At 64.8% G+C, this 18,012-nt stretch carries 16 protein-coding genes; 11 read left to right on the top strand and 5 right to left on the bottom strand.

The window, feature by feature from the left end; all coding sequences use genetic code 11:
- Positions 1–58: 58 nt before the first annotated feature.
- The gene (locus tag RIdsm_RS03220; RefSeq protein ID WP_057820753.1) at positions 59–1,117 is read right to left on the bottom strand and encodes a polyamine ABC transporter substrate-binding protein; all 1,059 of its coding nucleotides are present in this window, start codon (positions 1,115–1,117) and stop codon (positions 59–61) included.
- Positions 1,118–1,348: 231 nt separating this feature from the next.
- Between RIdsm_RS03220 and RIdsm_RS03215 the strand changes: the two genes are divergently transcribed.
- Together RIdsm_RS03215 and RIdsm_RS03210 are read left to right on the top strand one after the other, a co-directional pair.
- Positions 1,349–2,269 carry a GntR family transcriptional regulator gene (locus RIdsm_RS03215; protein WP_160325898.1) on the top strand — a complete coding sequence of 307 codons (921 nt, stop codon included), beginning with the start codon at positions 1,349–1,351 and terminating at the stop codon, positions 2,267–2,269.
- 76 nt (positions 2,270–2,345) lie between these two features.
- Positions 2,346–3,623 (top strand): glycosyltransferase, encoded by a 1,278-nt coding sequence (locus RIdsm_RS03210; RefSeq protein WP_057820749.1) that lies wholly within the window; start codon positions 2,346–2,348, stop codon positions 3,621–3,623.
- 4 nt (positions 3,624–3,627) lie between these two features.
- On the opposite strand, the gene RIdsm_RS03205 is transcribed toward RIdsm_RS03210, so the two are convergent.
- The 3 genes from RIdsm_RS03205 to RIdsm_RS03195 all read right to left on the bottom strand — a co-directional run bounded on the left by RIdsm_RS03205 (position 3,628) and on the right by RIdsm_RS03195 (position 7,482).
- On the bottom strand, positions 3,628–5,976 hold the full coding sequence (locus RIdsm_RS03205) for a cytochrome P450/oxidoreductase (RefSeq protein WP_201455602.1): 2,349 nt from the start codon (positions 5,974–5,976) through the stop codon (positions 3,628–3,630).
- A 91-nt stretch (positions 5,977–6,067) separates the two neighbouring features.
- On the bottom strand, positions 6,068–6,670 hold the full coding sequence (locus RIdsm_RS03200; protein WP_057820747.1) for an amino acid synthesis family protein: 603 nt from the start codon (positions 6,668–6,670) through the stop codon (positions 6,068–6,070).
- 14 nt (positions 6,671–6,684) lie between these two features.
- Entirely contained in the window at positions 6,685–7,482 is a 798-nt protein-coding gene (locus tag RIdsm_RS03195; protein ID WP_057820745.1) for an alpha/beta fold hydrolase, read from the bottom strand.
- A 140-nt stretch (positions 7,483–7,622) separates the two neighbouring features.
- On the opposite strand from RIdsm_RS03195, the gene RIdsm_RS03190 reads away from it, so the two are divergent.
- The 4 genes from RIdsm_RS03190 to RIdsm_RS03175 are packed head-to-tail and all read left to right on the top strand — an operon-like array spanning position 7,623 to position 11,911.
- Positions 7,623–9,104: an aldehyde dehydrogenase gene (locus RIdsm_RS03190; protein ID WP_057820743.1), complete on the top strand. Its 1,482-nt coding sequence runs from the start codon at positions 7,623–7,625 to the stop codon at positions 9,102–9,104.
- Positions 9,105–9,118: 14 nt separating this feature from the next.
- Positions 9,119–10,153: an LLM class flavin-dependent oxidoreductase gene (locus RIdsm_RS03185; RefSeq protein ID WP_057820741.1), complete on the top strand. Its 1,035-nt coding sequence runs from the start codon at positions 9,119–9,121 to the stop codon at positions 10,151–10,153.
- Positions 10,154–10,165: 12 nt separating this feature from the next.
- On the top strand, positions 10,166–10,969 hold the full coding sequence (locus tag RIdsm_RS03180; protein WP_057820738.1) for a carnitinyl-CoA dehydratase: 804 nt from the start codon (positions 10,166–10,168) through the stop codon (positions 10,967–10,969).
- Between the two features lie 3 nt (positions 10,970–10,972).
- The gene (locus RIdsm_RS03175) at positions 10,973–11,911 is read left to right on the top strand and encodes a 3-hydroxyacyl-CoA dehydrogenase NAD-binding domain-containing protein (RefSeq protein ID WP_057820736.1); all 939 of its coding nucleotides are present in this window, start codon (positions 10,973–10,975) and stop codon (positions 11,909–11,911) included.
- Positions 11,912–12,002: 91 nt separating this feature from the next.
- Here RIdsm_RS03175 and RIdsm_RS03170 read toward each other — a convergent pair whose 3' ends face one another.
- Positions 12,003–13,064, bottom strand: a complete 1,062-nt coding sequence (locus RIdsm_RS03170) for a GlxA family transcriptional regulator (RefSeq protein WP_057820810.1) — start codon at positions 13,062–13,064, stop codon at positions 12,003–12,005.
- Positions 13,065–13,180: 116 nt separating this feature from the next.
- Between RIdsm_RS03170 and RIdsm_RS03165 the strand changes: the two genes are divergently transcribed.
- The 5 genes from RIdsm_RS03165 to RIdsm_RS03145 all read left to right on the top strand — a co-directional run bounded on the left by RIdsm_RS03165 (position 13,181) and on the right by RIdsm_RS03145 (position 18,009).
- Complete coding sequence (locus tag RIdsm_RS03165) at positions 13,181–14,068, top strand: beta-keto acid cleavage family enzyme (RefSeq protein WP_057820734.1); 888 nt, start codon at positions 13,181–13,183, stop codon at positions 14,066–14,068.
- Positions 14,068–15,069, top strand: a complete 1,002-nt coding sequence (locus RIdsm_RS03160) for an ABC transporter ATP-binding protein (protein WP_057820732.1) — start codon at positions 14,068–14,070, stop codon at positions 15,067–15,069. The genes RIdsm_RS03165 and RIdsm_RS03160 overlap by 1 nt, the downstream gene beginning before the upstream one ends.
- A 78-nt stretch (positions 15,070–15,147) precedes the next feature.
- A complete protein-coding gene (locus tag RIdsm_RS03155; RefSeq protein ID WP_057820730.1) occupies positions 15,148–16,257 on the top strand; it encodes an extracellular solute-binding protein in 1,110 nt (369 codons plus the stop codon).
- Between the two features lie 100 nt (positions 16,258–16,357).
- Positions 16,358–17,209 carry an ABC transporter permease gene (locus RIdsm_RS03150; RefSeq protein WP_057820728.1) on the top strand — a complete coding sequence of 284 codons (852 nt, stop codon included), beginning with the start codon at positions 16,358–16,360 and terminating at the stop codon, positions 17,207–17,209.
- Positions 17,206–18,009: an ABC transporter permease gene (locus RIdsm_RS03145; RefSeq protein WP_057820726.1), complete on the top strand. Its 804-nt coding sequence runs from the start codon at positions 17,206–17,208 to the stop codon at positions 18,007–18,009. The genes RIdsm_RS03150 and RIdsm_RS03145 overlap by 4 nt, the downstream gene beginning before the upstream one ends.
- Positions 18,010–18,012: the final 3 nt, after the last annotated feature.

Raw genomic sequence — 18,012 nt, 5'->3', positions numbered from 1 at the left:
GGGCGGCGTGGCAGACGACCTCGAGGAGATGCACGTGCCGTCATGCGTTGCGGATGGCTTACTGGGCCGACATCACTTCCGTCTTGAGACGGCTGTAATCCTTTTGGGCATTGCCCACGTCGCGCAGCATCTCGTATTCGAGCATCGCGGCGGGATCCATGCCGAGGTTCGGATAGGTCTCGACCATCGAGGCATCGAGCGCCTCCATCGAGGCCTTGTTCGGCACCTTGTAGAGGATGTTCTCGACCACCCATTTGTGGGTGTCGGCGCCGAGGACGTAGTTGATGAACTCGTGCGCCGCTTCCTTGTTCTCGGAGCTGGCCATCACCACCATCGTGTCGACCCAGAGGTCTGTGCCCTCGGAGGGGATGGTGTACTTGATGTCGGCATTCTCGGCGATGCCGTAGTTGCACCAGCCATCCCATGCGTGCACGAGGCTCGCCTCGCCCGAGACCAGCTTGGAATAGAAGGTCGTGTCGTCATAGGCCAGCAGGTCCTGCTTGGCCGAGATCAGCAGATCCTTCACCTCGGCCAGCTTGTCCTCTTCCGTCACGTTGACCGAGTAGCCCTTGGCCAGCGCCGCGGCGCCGATCATCCAGCGGTCGGTCGACAGCATCGTGACCTTGCCCGCCAGGTCGTCGGAGGGGTCGAGCAGGTCCATCCAGCTATCCGGCTCTTCCGACACGAGGTCGGAGCGGTAGCAGAGGCCGGTCGTGCCCCAGGCGTAGGGCATGGAGAAAGTCAGCCCCTCGTCATAGGAGAGCTCCCGCGCCTCGGGGTAGAGGTTCTCCATGTTGGGGAGCATCGAGTGGTCGAGCTTGGCCGCGATGCCCAGCTTGTCGAGCGCCTCGGCAAAGGGCGAGGAGACGAAGATCACGTCGTAGCCCTTGCCGCCCGAGGCGGTGACCTTGCCCATGATTTCCTCGTTGGTGGCGTGGTTGGCCACGTCGATCGAGATGCCGGTGTCGGCCTCGAACTGTTCCGCCATGTCGGCGGGCATGTAGCCATCCCAGTTGGAAATCACGAGCGATTGCGCCGCCGCCGGGCCAAGGCCCAGCGCCAGCACTGCGGCGGGCGCACCGGCCAGCAGTTTCTTGGCAAATGCCGTCTTTTTCATTGGTCCATTTCTCCCTGTGGTCGTTTCTTGTCGTCCCGGGCTCGACCCGCGCCAGTGGCGCGAAACGGCCCTGTCCCGCCTGCTTTTGCTTCCGGATCTGTCGTCCGAATCCGCGGGTATAGACAAAATTGTATTTTTTTCTAAATTAGTACGTCAATGAAAATCGACTCAGGCTTGGGGCCGCGCCCCTGCCATGGGGCGGGACATGGTGAAAATCTCGGCGGAATGAAGATGGAACGGCGACGCAAAAGCCATACCGAGCTGGCCCGGCGCATCGTCGAACTTCTGCGCGTCGAGGGCGCGGAGCCGGGCACAAAGGTGGCCGAACAGCGGCTTGCCGACAGTTTCGGCGTGTCGCGCACGCCGATCCGGGCGGCTTTACGATTGCTTACCGAGACGGGGATTCTGAGCTATGCGCCCCGGCAGGGCTATTCTCTGGCCCGCCCGCTCGATACCGCCAGCGCCGATGCGCCCGGATTGCCGGCCTCGGAAGAGGATCGGCTGTTCCAGGCCATTCTGCGCGACCGTTTCGCCAACCGGCTGGGCGACACGTTATCGGTCAATGACCTGATGCAGCGTTACGGCACCGCGCGCACCACGGTGATGCACGTGGTGGCAAGGATGAGCGAGGACGGCTTGCTGGAACGCGGGCACGGGCAGCACTGGCGGTTCGGCCCGGCACCGGATTCGCTGTCGGCGATGGAGGAAAGCGCGCGGTTCCGGGAGTTGATCGAGCCCGCCGCGCTACGTGAGCCGGGGTTCGTGCCGGATGCCGCACTCTTCTCGGATATCCGCCGCCGCCACCAGGCTTTGCTGACCGATGACGTTCTGCAGACCGAGATGCGCGCCTGGATCGATGCGGGGGCCGATTTCCACGATGCGCTTGCGGCCTGCTGTGCCAACCGCTTCCTCGCCCGCGCCATCCGGCAGCAGACCCGGCTGCGGCGCCTGTCCACCTATCACGGTGGGGCCAACCGCCGCCGGATGCGCGACGCTTTCCATGAACATCTCGCCATTCTCGACGCGGTCGAGGCGGGCGATACCGACCATGCAGCCGATCTCATGCTTCGTCATATCCGCGCGGCACAGGATCAACGGCCGCGGGTGTCGAACCGGGGCGTGCCGCCGATTGCCCGGCCGATCCGGCGCTAATGCAATTGACCTCGCCTTCGCGGGTCTGACAGATGGGGCCGTTGACCGCCCCCGCCGATAACAGGACCACTCGCCCGTGACGCGCAAGACCATCGCCTTCTTTCCCGAAGCCTCGTTCGGGGCCGCGCTCAACTGCGTGGGCATTGCGCAGGCGCTGCGGGAACGCGGGCACGAGGCGGTTTTTTTGTGCGATCCGGGCTTTGCCGGGGTGTTCGAGAATTACGGGTTCGCCGAGCATCCCGTACCGATGGCGCCCGACATGTCGGACGAGGAGCTGGAGAAATTCTGGTCGGGCTTCATCACCCGCCACCTGCCGCATTTCCGGCTGAGCCCCGAGGACCAGTTGCCGACCTATGTGCGCGACTGCTGGGAAGCCATCGTCGACAGCGCCGAGATTGCGGAAGCGCCCTTGCAGGCGGCGCTGGGCCGGATCGACCCGGACGCCATCGTGGTCGACAATGTCATCGGTTTCCCGGCGCTGATGCAGGCCGGGGTGCCTTGGGTCCGCATGGTGTCCTGCGCCGAGACGGAGATACCGGATGCACAGGTGCCGCCGGTGATGTCGGGGCTGGGGGCGGAGGATGTGGCCATTTTCCCCGTCTTCCGGGCGCGGTATGAAGACGCGCTGGGGCCGGTGCATGACCGCTACAACAGCTTCCGCGACAGGCGCGGCCTACCCGCTTTGCCGGCGGGCGAGTTCATGGAGACGTCGCCCGACCTGAACCTTTTGCTCTATGCCGAGCCTCTCCGCTTCGACCGAGCCGAGCCTCTGACACCTCCCCGCTTTCACTATCTCGAAGGCTGCGTGCGCGAGGAAGACCCGTTCGAGATGCCCGACATCCCGGCGGCCTCGAACACGCCCGTGGTCTATGTCTCCTTCGGCAGCCTCGGCGCCGCCGATGTGGCGCTGTTCGAGCGGATGATCCGCCTCTTCGCCGAGCTGCCCTATCGCTTCCTGATCAACGTGGGGGGCTACAAGGATTCCTTTCGAGACGTGCCCGACAACGTGCATCTCGATTACTGGTACCCCCAGCCCAGCGTGATCGAGAAGGCCGATCTGGTGATCCATCACGGCGGCAACAACTCGGTGCACGAGGCGCTTTATTTCGGCAAGCCGTCGATCGTCATGCCCTATTGCTGGGACGGGCACGACAATGCCCGGCGGCTGCATGACACCGGGTTGGGCGTGCATCTCGACCGCTATGCATGGCGCGATCAGGAGATGATCGACGCGCTGTCGGGGCTGACCTCGGACAAGGGGATGAAGACACGGCTGGGGGGCATTTCCGCCGACATGATCGCGGCCGATGGGCGGCGTCAGGCGGCAGATTTGATCCTGAACGTGGCGCGGTAGCGGGTCAGAGGCCCAGCACCAGCTTCTTGCCCTTGGCCCGCGAACAGCAGCTCATGATGCGCTCGCCCTTGGCCCGTTCGGCCTTGGACAGCACCCTGTCGCGGTGGTCGACCTCGCCTTCGACAACCCTTGCCTCGCATGTGCCACAGAGCCCTTCGCCGCATTCCATCGGAATGTCGATGCCGGTGGATTTGAGGACATCGTAAAGGGTTCGATCTGCCGGCACCTCGACGGTGAGATCGGAGTCGCGCAGTTCCACCGTGAAGGCATGTTCCTTCGCCGGGTCGAGGCCGGAGGCGCCGGTGCTGAAATACTCGAAATGCAGCGCGCCATCGGGCCAGTGCTCGGCCATGTCCTGCAACGCGTCGAGCATCCGTTCCGGCCCGCAGCAATAGACCTGCGTGCCTGGGGCGACGTCGGCCACCGCCTCGGCGAGGTCGAGCCGTGTGCCTTCGTCGGCCACGTGCAACCGCACCGCCCCGCCGTGGTCGCGCAGCACGCGGGAGACGAGCGCCATCGTGCCGCGCGACCGTCCGCAGTAATGCAGCACGTAAGGTAAGCCCCGCGCCTTCAGCCGGTCGGCCATGGCAAGGATCGGGGTGATGCCGATGCCGCCGGCGATGAGCACGTAGCGCTCGGCCGTCTCGTCCAGCCGGAAGTGGTTCTTGGGCCCGGCAATGGAGAGCGTGTCGCCGGGTTTCAGCGTGTCGTGCAGGTGTTTCGAACCGCCCTGCCCGTCTTCCTCGCGCAGGATCGAAATCTCCAACGTGCCCGGCGTGTCGGGCGGGCCGCAAAGCGAGTATTTCCGCCGCACGTCGCCCGCCACCACGTCGATATGCGACCCCGGCGACCAGCGCGGCAGGTCGCGGCCGGACAGGTCGGCCAGCACGAAGCGCTTCACGCCCTCCGCCTCCTCGACGATCTCCTGCACCCGTACCCGCCGCAGGATATCGTCGCGCACCGGGGCGCCGATGGGGAAGACCACGCCGCCCTCGCGCAACGCCGGATCACGACGTTCAGGGTTCTCCGCCGGGTCCCATTCCACGTGAATATGGCTTGGCCCCCGGAACGAGATGTTCGGCAGGTTCTCGAACCGCTGCCCCCCGGCCAGCTTCATATGCGGCAGGCGCCGGGTGAATTCCTCGAGGAAGACGCGCATTTCCATTCGCGCGATATTCTTGCCCATGCACTGATGCGCGCCATAGCCGAAGGACATGTGCTCGGCCGCATTGTCGCGGTAGATATCCACCTCGTCGGGGTTCTCCCAATGCGCGGCGTCCTGGTTGGCACTGGCCTGCACGATGAAAAGCTTGCCGCCCTTGGGGATGGTCACGCCGCCCACCTGCGCCTCGTCCGTCGCCACCCGTCGCCATGCCACGATGGAGCCGCCCATGCGCAAACATTCCTCGACCGCGCTGGGGATGAGCGCGGGGTTTTCGCAGATCTCGTCCCACGCGTTTCGGTTGTTGAGCAGGATCCAGAAGGCATTCGCGGTGGCGTTCGACGTGGTCTCGTGCGCGGCGGCCAGAATGGCCATCATCATCGACCGCATGTAGCTTTCGGTGACGATATCGGGGTGCTTCCTGTGCTCGCGCACCGTGTCGTACATCCAGCCCTCGCCGGTCGGGTCGGCGATCATCGTGTCGAGGATCTCGTTCGCGGTCTGCCAGAACTGACCCACGTTCTCGACGATCTCGAGCTGTTCCTCGGGTGTGGGCCGGCCCCAGGTGTTGAGCGTGTGGGCGACGGCGAAGCGGCGGAGTTTCTCGACCCCCTCCTCGGGCACGCCAAGGAAATGCAGCGCCACGGTCAGCGGGATTTCGTAGAAGATATCCTTCACCAGGTCGGCATGGCCCCGGTCGACGATCCGGTCGACATAGGCCCGCGTCAGCTCTCGCACCATCGGCTCGTGCTTTTCCAGCTTCTCGGGGATGAAGGCATCCATCAGAAGGCGCCGCCGCTCCATGTGCTGGGGCTCGTCCTCGTTCACCATGGTGCGTTCGAGCTTGTAGTTGTAGCGCTCCAGCACCTTCGCCGCCTCGGGCGTCAGCGGCGTGACCTTTTCCAGTGCGTTGGCGGGGGAAAACAGGATGTTGTCGCGGAAGACGGCCTTCACGTCCTCGTAACGCGTCACCACCCAGTAGCCCAGCTGCGGGCTGTAGAAGACAGGCTCCTGCGCGCGGGCCCAGCGCAGCGCCTCGGCGGGGTCAAGCTGGTAATCGCCCTCGAAGGGCGTGAAGGCCGCCGCCCGTTCCGACACCGGGCAACCGGTGGGCGAGACCATGCCGCTTGGCGGGCCCGACATGGCCGGGCAGCCTGTTTCGGGGGCGGGGCGCGTCTTGGCGGATGTCATCGGGAACCAACCTTTCAGATGCACGAAAGCGATGTGCCTTTGTGCGTCCAAACTGGTACTTCGCCCAAATTGTAACCGTCAAGAACGGGGCTCAGGTTCCGGTGGGGTTATCCACGTCGCGGCCCAGCTCGGCCAGGTCGGAATAGCGGTCGCCGATGCGGTGATGCGGCCGCCCGCCGGTGGCGGCACCCAGCGCCACGACCACCTCGTCATCGGCGGGCGCATCGTAGATCGAGAACTGCACCGTCAGGTAATGCGAACGGCGGCCGGTGTCGTGCTTGTCCATCAGCGGGATCTGGATCTGCGTGTTCGCCGGGCCGCGCGTGTTGGTGAAGCCGAGATAGCTTTTCGCGCCCACCGCCTCGCGGTAGAAATTGCCGTAATGCAGCGTATGGATCAGCGCAGACGCATGTTCCCACTCGCAATCGGTGCCGGCGATGCAGGCTTTGCCATAGGCCTCGATCGCGTCGCCCGAACCCGCCAGCGCGATCAGCCGGTCGGTCAGCAGCTTGCCCAGCGGCGGGGCGATGCGGCGGATTTCGGGCTTGAGATCCTCGACATAGCCCTGCCCGGCCCAGGGGTTCCTGACCACCGCCGCAACCCCGATCAGGCGCAGCACCGGGTCGACCGGGCGGCCGCCCTCGGTGTGGATATCCTCGTCGAAGGTGACGACTTTTCTGAGTTCGGGGATCATGTCAGGGGCTCCATTCATGGGGTCAGGACGCGGTCGAGGAAGGCGCGCACGGGGGCGTTGACGGCGTCGGGGTCTTCTGCAAGCGCCATGTGGCGCAGGCCGGGAAGGATCAGCGCCTCGCCGCCGTCGATCTCGGCGGCGATGGCGCGAGTCATGTCGGGGCCGTTGCCGAAATCCTCGTCGGCGGTGAGGACCAGCGCGGGCAGGCGCAGGGGCGGTTCCGGGTTGGCGATCTCGGTGACGCCCTTCGCGAGCACGCTGTAGATGGCGGGATAGACGGCCTTGTCGTTCGACACGACCCAGCCGCGCACCAGCGCCATCATTTCCGGGTTTCGCGCTCGGTAGGCATCCGTGAACCACCGCTCCAGCGCGGCGTCGACCGTCGCCTCCGGCCCTTCCTTTTCGGCCTGAACGACGCGGGCCTCGATGGCGGTCTGGGCCTCGGGGCTGCGCAGGTGCTGGGAATGCAGGATCACCAGCGCGCGACACCGTTCGGGATGATCCATCGCGAAGCGACGGGAAACCATGCCACCCAGCGAAAACCCGGCCACGGCGGCGCTCTCCAGCCCGCTGGCATCGAGCACATCGTTCAGTTGCCGCGAGAACAACGAAAGCGACGGTTTCTCAGGCGGCGGGGCAGTTTCGCCATGCCCGTAAAGGTCATAGGCGATCACGTCATAGGCGTCTGCCAGCGCCGGGATCATCCACTGCCACACCGCCCGGTTCAGGCCGAATCCGTGGATCAGAACGACCGTCGGCGCGCCCTGTTTGCCATGGCGTTCCCATGCTGTCCCGTCCGGCAATTTCGGCATGCGTCCCTCCGTTTTCGGGAGCCTAGGCCGCGATACCCCGAGGGTACTCGGCAATTTTCGCCACGCGGTGTCGATAATTCGCATATCTCGGCCGCGCATCGCCCAACAATGGGAATCAAATCCAACACGGAGGACGACAGATGGCGGATATCCGGGCGTACCAGATGCTAATTGACGGGGAATGGGTGGATGCCTCCGACGGGGGCACGTTCGACAGCACGAACCCGGCGACGGGCGAGGTTTGGTCGCGCGTTCCCGAGGCGACGGAGGCCGATGTCGACCGCGCGGTGCGGGCGGCGCATGAGGCGTTCCTGAATGGCCCGTGGTCGAAGATGACGCCGACGCAGCGGGGCAAATGCCTGCGCAAGCTGGCGGAATTGCTGGCCGACCGGTCGGAGGAACTGGGCCGGACCGAGACAATCGACACCGGCAAGATGCTCAAGGAAACAAAGTGGCAGGCAACGTATATCGCCGAGTTCTTCCAGTTCTTCGCCGGCTGCGCCGACAAGATCAGCGGCGAGACGCTGCCCATCGACAAGCCGGACCTCTTCGTCTTCACCAAGCGCGAGCCGCTGGGCGTGGTGGCGGCGGTGGTGCCGTGGAACTCGCAGCTTTTCCTCGTGGCGGTGAAGATCGGTCCGGCGCTGGCGGCGGGGAACACCGTGGTGCTGAAGGCGTCGGAACATGCCTCGGCGGCGATGCTGGAGTTCGGCAAACTGATCGAGGAGGCGGGCTTTCCGCCCGGCGTGGTCAACATCGTCACCGGTCATGGCGAGCCGTGCGGCCGGGCGCTGACCGGGCACAAGCTGGTGGCGCGGGTGAGCTTTACCGGCGGCCCGGGGGCGGCAAGGCATGTGCTTGAAAACACGAAGAACAACTTCGCCGAGGTGAGCCTCGAGCTGGGGGGCAAGTCGCCCTTCATCGTCTTCGAGGACGCCAATATCGAAAGCGCGGTCAACGCCTCGATAGCCGGGATTTTCGGGGCGACGGGGCAAAGCTGTGTGGCGGGCTCGCGGCTCTACCTGCATGAGGATATCGCGGACGAATTCCTCGACCGGATGGTGGCGCAGGCGAAGGAGATCAAGATCGGCGACCCGCTGGCCGACGAGACCCAGATGGGCCCGCTTTGCACCACCGGACAGCGCGACCGGATCGAGAGCGAGCTGGCCTTCGCGGTCGAGGAAGGCGCGAAAATCTTAACAGGTGGTAAACGGCCGGACGGATTCGACGGGCTCTATTTTGAGCCCACCATCGTCTCCTGCCCCAGCCAGGGCCTACGCATCGTCGACACCGAGCTGTTCGGCCCGGTCCTGTGCGTGCAGACCTTCAGGACCGAGGACGAGGTCGTCGCGCTTGCCAACGATACCGAACATGGGTTGGCGGCCGGGATCTTTACCCGCGACAGCGCCCGGTCGTTGCGCATGGCCGATGCGGTGCGTGCCGGCATCGTCTGGGTCAACACGTATCGGGTCGTCTCTCCGATAGCCGAGTTCGGCGGGATCAAGGGGTCGGGCTATGGCCGGGAAAGCGGGTTCCAGGCGATGTACGATTATACACGGCCCAAGACCGTGTGGATGAACACGTCGGATGCGCCGATGGCCAACCCGTTCGTGATGCGCTGAGGGGAGGCACGGCGATGAAATTTCAACTGGCGATCAACCTCGAGCGGATGAACGACAGCGCGGACATGCGGGTGGTGCGCAACCACACGCTCGAGATGGTGCAGATGGCCGAACAAGGCGGGTTCGAGATTGTCTGGGCCGCCGAGCACCACGCTCTGGAGATGACCATAGCGCCAAACCCTTTCCAGATCCTTACCTGGTGGGCCGAGCATACGGATAAAATCCGCCTTGGCACCGCCGTGGCCACGGCCGCCTACTGGCACCCGATCAAGCTGGCGGGCGAGGCGGCGTTTCTCGACCTGATCAGCAACGGGCGGCTCGAATTCGGCATCGGTTCGGGCGCATACCAGCGGGAATTCGACCGGATGCAGCCGGGCCTCAAGCAGTCGGATGCGTGGCAGCACATGCAGGAGATGCTGCCCGCCGTCCGGGCGTTGTGGCAGGGCGATTACGAACATGACGGCGAGTTCTGGAAGTTCCCCGCCTCGACCTCCTGCCCCAAACCGCTGCAGGAGGAGGTGCCCGTCTGGGTCGCCGCGCGCTCGCCCATCACCTACGACTACGCGATGCGAGAAAAGTGCCATATCCTGTGCTGGCCGCTGACCCGGCCCTTCGCGGAGGCCGAGCTTTACAAACAGCGGCTCGACGAGGCGATTGCCAAGGCCGATAACGGCTTTCGCCCGACCTTCGCGATGATGCGCCATGCCGCCGTTTACGACAATGACGCCGACCGGCAGAACGCGCTCGATGCCATCCGGCTGGTTCTGGGGCAGTTCGAGAACCTGTTCCGCAACGCGGGCGACGTGGTGAACGGCTTTCCGAAGCAGATCCCGCTGGAGGAACTGGCGGGCCGGGAGCAATACGACCCCGCGATGCTGGAGGAAAACCTGCTCTTCGGTTCGCCCGATACCGTGATCGAAAAACTGAAACGCTACGAGGCCTTGGGCGTCGACGCCTTTGTCTACTACGCCTCGATGGGGCTGGACCTCGATGCGCAGAAACGCTCGATGAAGCTTTTCCGCGACGAGGTCATGCCAGCCTTCAACTAGGGAGAAATTGTTATGTCTGAAGGGGTTAAGGTCGTTCGCGACGGCCATGTGCTTGAGGTCACGCTGGAGCGTGGGAAGGTGAATGCCATCGACGTCGCGACGTCACAGGCGCTGGCGGAGGCGTTCCGGGAATTGCACGAGGACAAGGAATTGCGCTGTGCGATCCTGACCGGGGGCGGCGAGAAGATCTTTTCCGCCGGGTGGGATCTGAAGGCGCTGAACGCGGGCGAGATGCAGCTCGACAACTGGTGGGAGACCGATGATTACGGCTTTGGCGGCTTCACCGGGCTGACCGAGAATTGGGTGCTGAACAAACCGGTGATCGCGGCGATCAACGGGCTGGCCATCGGCGGCGGGTTCGAGATGGCGATGGCGTGCGATCTGCTGATCGCGGCCGATCACGTGGAGTTCGGGTTGCCGGAAATGCCGCTGGGGATCGTGCCGGATGCCGGGGCGCTGCAACGCCTGCCGCGGCGCATTCCGCATAACATCGCGATGGAGATGTTCCTGCTGGGCCGGCGGATGACGGCGGCGGAGGCGGCGCAGTACGGGCTGGTCAACAAAGTCGTTCCGAAAGAAGAGCTTATGGATGCTGCGCGGGAATGGGCCGCGAGCATCGCGTGGTCGGCCCCGCTGGCCATGCAGAGCGTGAAGGAGGTGCAGCGCGCCATCGAATGCGTGCCGCTGGAAGAGGCCTTTGCCAAGATGCGGGGCGACGGGCTGCCGGTCTATCGGAAGATGCTGAAATCGGAGGACGCCAAGGAGGGAGTGGCGGCCTTTGTCGAGAAGCGCGAACCTGATTTCAAAGGGGAATGACGCATGTATCGGGATCCGTCTGACGTAAACCGCGTGGCGAGCCTTGGGGCCGGACCCATTGGCGGCGGCTGGACCGCGCATTTCCTGGCGCGCGGGTATGACGTGAACGCCTATATCCACGACCCGGCGGAGCGGGACGCGCTGATGGCGGTGGTCGAGACCGGGTGGGTGAGCCTGACCGGCCTGGGGCTGGCGCTGGGGGCGTCGATGGATCGGCTGACGGTGACAAGCGATTTGGCCGAGGCCGTCGAAGGTGTTGGATTCATTCAGGAAAGCGGGCCAGAACGATTGGAGATCAAGCAGGCGCTTTACAAGCGGTTGGGAGAGATCGTGCCGGCGGATGTGGTGATCGGGTCGTCGACCTCCGGCCTGACGATGACGGAGATTGCCGCGGAGTGTGAGACGCCGGGGCGCTGCGTGATCGGGCATCCGTTCAACCCGCCTTACCTGTTGCCGCTGGTCGAGATTATCGGTGGAAAACAGACGGATAAGGCGGCGGTCGACTGGGCCGCGGCGTTTTACGAGGTGGCCGGGAAGGCGCCCTTGGTGATGAAGAAGGAGGTGCCGGGGTTCGTGGCGACGCGGTTGCAGGAGGCCCTGTGGCGGGAGGCGCTGCACATGGTTGCGAATGGCGAGGCCACGCCGGAAGACATTGATATCGCTTTGAAAAACGGGCCGGCGCCGCGGATGGCGGTGCAGGGGCAGTGCATGGCGTTTCACGTGGCTTGTGGTGAAGGCGGGATGGCCACGAACCTGGATCAGTTCGGGCCGGCGCTGAAGTGGCCGTGGACAAGGCTGGAGGCGCCGGAGCTGACGAAAGAGTTGAGAGATCAGATGGTTGACGGGTGCAACGCCATGGCCGGGGATCGGCATTTCCGCGATATGGCAGCCGAACGGGACCGCAAGATCGTGGCGGTTCTGAAGGCGGTAAGGGACGGCTGACGGGGCCGGAACCCAACGTCGGTATAACGTCGGTATTTTGTCGGTATTGCGTCGGTGCGCTCGTCCGTCCTAGCGGACGGCCTCGCCGGTTTCAGGTGCGCATTCGGCGGTTCACCTGGAACGTGTCGAGGTATTTCGACAGCGTGCCGGGCCAGGTTGGCGCGTCTTCCTGCTCGGGCCAGGCCTGGCGGTATTCGCTGGGGCGGCGGCCGAAGCACTTCCGGAACGCGTAGGCGAAATGCGAGAGCGAGTTGAAGCCCGAGGCCGCGGAGATTTCGCGCACGCCCAGATCGGTGGAGATGAGCAGCACGCGGGCGTGCTGGAGCCGCAAGAGCAGGCCGAACTGCACCACCGAACAGCCCATCGCCTGGTTGAACTGGCGTTCCAGCTGACGCTGGGAGATGCCGACCTGCCGGGCGATATCCGGCACCGCCAGCGGTTCGGAGATATTGGCCTCGATCAGGTCGATGGCCGCCGCCACGCCGGGCGGCAGGCTTTCGGTGCCCCGGCCCAGCGTCTTGCGCTGGGGGGCGTTTGCGGGGCGCACCGGGTGATGCATGATGTTGTCGGAAATCTCGCCCACCAGCCCGGCGCCGTGATCGGCGCGGATGAGGTGCAGCATCAGGTCGGTGGCCGAGCTGGAGCCGGCGCAGGTCATGATCTTGCCGTCGATGGTGAAAAGCTGTTCGGCGGCGAGGACGTCGGGAAACTTCTCCTGAAACCCGGCGAGGTAGGACCAGTGGGTCGTCGCCTGCCGCCCGGCGAGAAGGCCGGCACGGGCGAAGACGTAGGGCGCCATCTCGACGGCGCAGAGGCGGATACCCATCCGCGCCTGCCGCCTGAGCCACGAGATGAGCGCGGCATCGGCGTAGTGCTCGGCGCCCCAGCTTCCGGCGACGATGACGAGATCGTCGCGGGTGAGTTTCTCGGGCAGGGGGCCGCAGGTGAGGGTCATCCCGTTGCTGGCGGTCACCTCGCCTGGGTGTACGGCGTGGAAGTCGTGGCCGTAGAGCGGCGCGGTGGACAGGTAGTTGGCGATTCGCGCCGGCTCGAGCAGGCTGACCAATCCCATCATGTTGAAGCGCGGCAGCAGCACGCACGCGATTCGCCCCGGGCTGGAGGCGGATTCCTTCGGGTCTGGGTCGGATGACATGGCGCGCTCCGCGTCGCGCAAGGTGAAGAATTTCGCCACGCATACCGCGAATCCGGCGAATAATCGACACTATTTGCGCTGCCCGGCCGCAAACTTGGAAAAAACAGGGAGCGCACATGAATTTCGAAGTCGTCCTTACCTGCGCTGTCACGGGCGCCGGAGATACCACGGGCAAGAGCCCCCACGTGCCGGTCACGCCGCGCCAGGTGGCCGATGCCGCGATCGAGGCCGCGAAGGCCGGGGCGGCCATCGCGCACCTGCATGTCCGTGACCCGGAGACAGGCAAGGGCTCGCGCGATGTGGCGCTTTTCGAGGAAGCCGTCGCGCTGGTGCGCGACAGCGAGACCGACGTGGTGATCAACCTGACCGCCGGGATGGGGGGCGACTGGTCGCCCTCGGCCGACGACCCGGCGATGCCCGGCCCCGGCACCGACATGATCGGGCCCGAGGAGCGGCTGGCGCATGTGAAGGCCTGTATGCCCGAGATCTGCTCGCTCGATTGCGGGACGCTGAATTTTTCCGACACCGACGATATCTATATTTCGACACCGCCCACCCTGCGGCGCATGGCCGGGCTGGTGCAGGAGTGGGGCGTGAAGCCCGAGCTCGAGGTGTTCGACCTTGGCCATATCCGGTTCGCCAAGCAGATGGTGGCCGAGGGGCTGATCGCCGATCCGCCGATGTTCCAGCTTTGCCTTGGCATTCCGTGGGGCGCCGATGCGACGGTCGAGACGATGGCGGCGATGAAGGCGCAGCTTCCGGCGGGGGCAAGCTGGGCCAGTTTCGGGATATCCCGGATGCAGATGCCGATGCTGGCCGCCGCCGTGGCGATGGGCGGCAACGTGCGCGTGGGGCTGGAAGACAACATCTATCTCGATCGCGGCGTGCTGGCCACGAACGGGCAGCTTGTGAGCCGCGCGGTCGAGATCATCGAGCGGATGGGCGGCCGCGTGGTCACCCCGCAGGAGGCGCGCAACAAGCTCAAGCTGAGAGGGGCCGATTGATGGCCGAGGCCGCCAAAGGTGGGCTGAGCCTGACCGGGCTGACCAAGCGTTTCGGCGGGTTCGTGGCGGTGGACGATATCGACCTTGAGATACAGCGCGGCGAGTTCCTGACGCTGCTGGGGCCGTCGGGGTCGGGCAAGACGACGCTTCTGATGATGATCGCGGGATTCCTGGATATCTCGGCGGGGGACATCCTTCTGGATGGCGCGTCGATCAAGTCGGTCCCGGCAGAGAAGCGCAATTTCGGGATGGTGTTCCAGGGCTATGCCTTGTTTCCGCATATGACCGTGCGGCAGAACGTGGGCTATGCGCTGGATGTGCGCGGGCGACCCAAGGCGGAGATCGAGGCGCGGGTCGACGAGATGCTGGAGCTGGTGCAGTTGCAGGAGTTCGGCCACCGCAAGCCCGGGCAATTGTCGGGCGGGCAGCAACAGCGGGTGGCGCTGGCGCGCGCCTTGTGTTTCGCACCGCCGGTACTGCTGCTGGACGAGCCGTTGGGCGCGCTCGACAAGAAGCTGCGGATCGAGGTGCAGGACCAGCTGAAGGACATCCACAAGCGGGTCGGCACCACCTTCATCTACGTGACGCATGACCAGGAAGAAGCGCTGTCGATGTCCGACCGGATCGTGATCATGCAGAACGGACGGATCGAGCAGCTGGGCACGCCGACGGAGTTGTACGAGAAGCCGCGAACGCGGTTCGCCGCCGGGTTCCTTGGGAAGAGCAATTTCCTGACGCTGGATGATGGCACCTATGCGCTGCGCCCCGAGAAGATCGACCTTGCGCCCGCCGGCCAGATCAACGGCGCGGCACGGCTGACGGGCACGATCCGCGACATCACCTATTTCGGCGCGATGCGAAAATACATGGTCGCGGTCGAGGGCCGCGACGCCATCGAGGTGGATGTCGATGCCTGGCGCAATCCGCATGAGCTGCGCGAAGGGCAGGCTGTCGACCTGGGCTGGGCCGATCATGCCGCCGTGCGGCTGGACGAGAGTTGAAGACCCGAAACGGCGCAAGGGGAAAGCGCCGCAACATAAGGGCCGGAGAGGCCCGCCACCAACAAGGAGAGACTTGAGATGCAAGACAAGCAATTCATGAAGGAGACGCTTCTTCAGAGCGCCCATGCCTACAAGGACGGCCGGTTGGACCGGCGCACCTTCCTCGCGCTCTGCGGCGCGTCGGGCGTGGCGATGTCGGCGGTGATGGCCGGCGATGCCAAGGCCGCCGCCGATCATATCGTGATGTGGAACTGGGGCGGGATTTCCGAGGAATGCCACGGCTCGGCCATCGGTGAGCCCTTCGAGGAAAAGACCGGGATGGGGATGAAGTTCGACACGTCGGGCCCGCTGGAAGGCAAGATCCGCGAGATGGTCGACAGCGGCAACGTGACGGCGGATGTCTGCGATGCCGACCTGTTCAACGCCGTGTCGCTTGGGCCGACGGGGCATCTTGAGCCGATCGATTACGATATCGTCAGCAAGGACAGGACCCTGCCGCAATATGCGCTGGAATACGGGGTGTCGATCATCCTTTACGGCTATGCCTTCGTCTATGACACCGAGGTTTACGGGGACAATCCGCCGAAGGACTGGGCGGATTTCTTCGACACGGAAAACTTCCCCGGCACGCGGGCGCTTTACAAGTGGGCGAACGGGTCGCTGGAAGGGGCGTTGATGGCCGACGGGGTGGCCGGTGACGAGCTTTACCCGCTCGACATGGAGCGGGCGCTCAACAAGGTGAAGTCGATCAAGGATGACAGCATCTATTGGGGCTCGGGGTCCGAGGTGCATTCGATGTGCATCAGCGGCGAGGCGTCGATGGCGATCATCTGGCAGAACCGCGGCAAGAGCATCGAGGAGGATACCGAGGGCCGCTACAAGCTGGTGAACAACCAGGCGATGGCGATGCCCGGCGCGTATATCGTGCCCAAGGGCAACCCGGCGGGGCGCGAGGCGGTGATGCAGTTCATCGCCACCGCGCAGGAAGTGCCGTCGCAGCTGATGATCCTCGACTGTCTCGGCATGACGCCCTCGAACCCCGAGGCGTTCTCGGAGATCCCGGAAGAGCAGCAGCCCTATGCCATCACGTCCGAGCAGAACATCGACAAGATCGTCTATAACGATCCGGTCTGGTGGGGCGAGAATGGCAGCGAGGCGGTGAACGCCTTCCTCGAAGCGATCAGCTAGGCCGAACCGGCCCGCCCGGCCCTTTCGGGCGGGCCAATTTTCCATAAGCTCGGGGCAGGTGATGCCCCCGGGGTCACAGGACACGCCCGGACACCGCAGGATGCAGGCACTGACACGACATATCAGCCCCGGATGGCTTCTGGTTGCGCCCTTCTTCCTCGTGGTGGTGGCGTTCTACCTCGGACCGCTTGCCAATATTCTCTGGCTGAGCGTGACCGACCCCGAGCCGGGGCTTGGAAATTACGAGGAGCTGGTCACGTCGGATGCCATGGCGCGCATCCTTTGGACGACCTTCCGCACCTGCGCGATCACCACCGTCTTCAGCGTGGCGATCGGTTATTGCCTGGCCTACGCGATGGTGCATGCGCACCAGAAGAACCAGAACATCATGCTGACGCTCTTGCTGATCAGCTTCTGGATCTCGGTGCTGGTGCGCACCTTCGCGTGGCTGATGCTGCTGGGTCATAATGGCCTAGTGAACAACGGGATGGAGGCGATCGGCCTGATCGACCGGCCCGTGCGGTTCATGCGCAACGAGCTGGGCGTGCTGATCGGGATGGTGCATTACATGGTGCCCTATGCCGTGCTGCCGCTGATGGCGAACATGCAGACGCTCGACCCGCGCGTCATGGCCGCCTCGCGCAACCTTGGCGCCAACGGGGTCCAGACCTTCCGGCGGATCTACCTGCCGCTGACCATTCCCGGCCTCGTGGCCTCGTCCCTGCTGGTCTTCATCCTGAGCCTTGGGTTTTACGTGACGCCCGCGATCCTGGGCGGGGGCAAGGTGCTGATGGTGGCGGAATATATCAGCGTGCAGCTTCTGGTGACGCTGAAATGGGGCACCGCGGCAATGCTGGGCACGCTGATGCTGATCGGGGTGCTGGGGCTGCTGTGGGTGATGTCGCGCTTCATGCAGCTTTCGGCCGTCTTCGGCGGAGGGGCCACGCGATGAGGCCGGGGCTGTTTGCCAAGCTGAACCGGGTGGGCGCATGGCTGGCGCTGTTGTTCCTGGTGCTGCCGGCGCTGATTGCCATTCCGGTGTCGCTGACGCCGAAGCGGTTCCTGTCGATGCCCAGGGGCGAGTATTCGCTAAGGCATTTCGAAAACCTGTTCACCAGCCCGGAATGGCTGTCGAGCTTTGCCCAAAGCGGGATCATTGCGGCGAGTACCGCCGTTCTGGCCACGACGCTCGGCACGCTCTGCGCCATCGGCCTGTGGCGGGTCACGTCGCGCTACACCGAAGTGGTGCGCGCCTTCCTGCTGCTGCCGCTCATCATCCCGCAGATCATCTCGGCCATGGTGTTCTATCGTCTGCTGGTGCCGATGGGGCTGATCGACAGCTACCCGGGCCTGATCCTCGCCCATACGGTTCTGGCGACGCCGCTGGTGCTGATCACCGTCAGCGCGAGCCTTGCCAATTTCGACCCCAAGCTCGAACAGGCCAGCCGCAGCCTTGGCGCGCCGTCGTGGGTAACGATGCGGCGGGTGATCCTGCCGTCGATCAAGCCCGGCGTGGTGGCCGGGGCGCTGTTTGCCTTCATCCTGAGCTGGGACGAGATCGTCGTCACGCTCTTCATCTCGAAATTCACCGTCTACACCCTGCCCCGGCGGATGTGGAACGGCATCCGCGAGAACACCGACCCGACCGTGGCGGCCGCAGCCGTCGTGCTGATCGGCGTCACGCTTCTGGCCTTCGTCATTTACGCCCTCATGGCGCGGCGCCGCGCACAGATGGCTGTTGCAGAGGAATGAACC

This window comes from Roseovarius indicus (genome assembly GCF_008728195.1).
Taxonomy (GTDB): Bacteria; Pseudomonadota; Alphaproteobacteria; order Rhodobacterales; family Rhodobacteraceae; genus Roseovarius; species Roseovarius indicus.
Note: the sequence above shows the minus strand (reverse complement) of the source record. Positions and strands in the feature narration are given on the sequence as shown.

What these genes read in the sequence shown, in the direction of transcription:
- RIdsm_RS03180 (WP_057820738.1), top strand. Translation starts at nt 10,166, where the DNA reads ATGTCTGAAGGGGTTAAGGTCGTTCGCGACGGCCATGTGCTTGAGGTC.
- RIdsm_RS03175 (WP_057820736.1), top strand. Translation starts at nt 10,973, where the DNA reads ATGTATCGGGATCCGTCTGACGTAAACCGCGTGGCGAGCCTTGGGGCC.
- RIdsm_RS03215 (WP_160325898.1), top strand. Translation starts at nt 1,349, where the DNA reads ATGGAACGGCGACGCAAAAGCCATACCGAGCTGGCCCGGCGCATCGTC.
- RIdsm_RS03155 (WP_057820730.1), top strand. Translation starts at nt 15,148, where the DNA reads ATGCAAGACAAGCAATTCATGAAGGAGACGCTTCTTCAGAGCGCCCAT.
- RIdsm_RS03185 (WP_057820741.1), top strand. Translation starts at nt 9,119, where the DNA reads ATGAAATTTCAACTGGCGATCAACCTCGAGCGGATGAACGACAGCGCG.
- RIdsm_RS03170 (WP_057820810.1), bottom strand. Translation starts at nt 13,064, where the DNA reads ATGTCATCCGACCCAGACCCGAAGGAATCCGCCTCCAGCCCGGGGCGA.
- RIdsm_RS03195 (WP_057820745.1), bottom strand. Translation starts at nt 7,482, where the DNA reads ATGCCGAAATTGCCGGACGGGACAGCATGGGAACGCCATGGCAAACAG.
- RIdsm_RS03190 (WP_057820743.1), top strand. Translation starts at nt 7,623, where the DNA reads ATGGCGGATATCCGGGCGTACCAGATGCTAATTGACGGGGAATGGGTG.
- RIdsm_RS03205 (WP_201455602.1), bottom strand. Translation starts at nt 5,976, where the DNA reads ATGACATCCGCCAAGACGCGCCCCGCCCCCGAAACAGGCTGCCCGGCC.
- RIdsm_RS03160 (WP_057820732.1), top strand. Translation starts at nt 14,068, where the DNA reads ATGGCCGAGGCCGCCAAAGGTGGGCTGAGCCTGACCGGGCTGACCAAG.
- RIdsm_RS03220 (WP_057820753.1), bottom strand. Translation starts at nt 1,117, where the DNA reads ATGAAAAAGACGGCATTTGCCAAGAAACTGCTGGCCGGTGCGCCCGCC.
- RIdsm_RS03165 (WP_057820734.1), top strand. Translation starts at nt 13,181, where the DNA reads ATGAATTTCGAAGTCGTCCTTACCTGCGCTGTCACGGGCGCCGGAGAT.
- RIdsm_RS03150 (WP_057820728.1), top strand. Translation starts at nt 16,358, where the DNA reads ATGCAGGCACTGACACGACATATCAGCCCCGGATGGCTTCTGGTTGCG.
- RIdsm_RS03145 (WP_057820726.1), top strand. Translation starts at nt 17,206, where the DNA reads ATGAGGCCGGGGCTGTTTGCCAAGCTGAACCGGGTGGGCGCATGGCTG.
- RIdsm_RS03200 (WP_057820747.1), bottom strand. Translation starts at nt 6,670, where the DNA reads ATGATCCCCGAACTCAGAAAAGTCGTCACCTTCGACGAGGATATCCAC.